A 241-nucleotide genomic window follows, 5' to 3' on the forward strand; every position below is an offset into this window, starting at 1 on the left:
TGCGCATGATGATGGATGAACAAGCGACGGAAGTGTTGTAAACCTGCTTCAAATGCCGCTTCCCCCGAGCAGGGGATGACGCTGATTTTTGTAATGTCATCATGCTCTTTACCTTTCTCAATATCAGGCAACAAAAATACGTTGGCCTGTAGTGGTGTCAGAGATTTTAAAACAGCATCAATTTCCACTAACCCTTGCTCAAGCTGGCGAAAACAGATGTTCATACGATCGATAACATGAT

At 43.6% G+C, this 241-nt stretch carries 1 protein-coding gene; it reads right to left on the reverse strand.

What is annotated here, in order from left to right:
- A partial coding sequence (locus M992_RS14535; protein ID WP_282955654.1) for a DNA replication terminus site-binding protein occupies nt 1–241 on the reverse strand: 241 nt, incomplete at both ends.

This window comes from Moellerella wisconsensis ATCC 35017, from assembly GCF_001294465.1.
Classification (GTDB): Bacteria; Pseudomonadota; Gammaproteobacteria; order Enterobacterales; family Enterobacteriaceae; genus Moellerella; species Moellerella wisconsensis.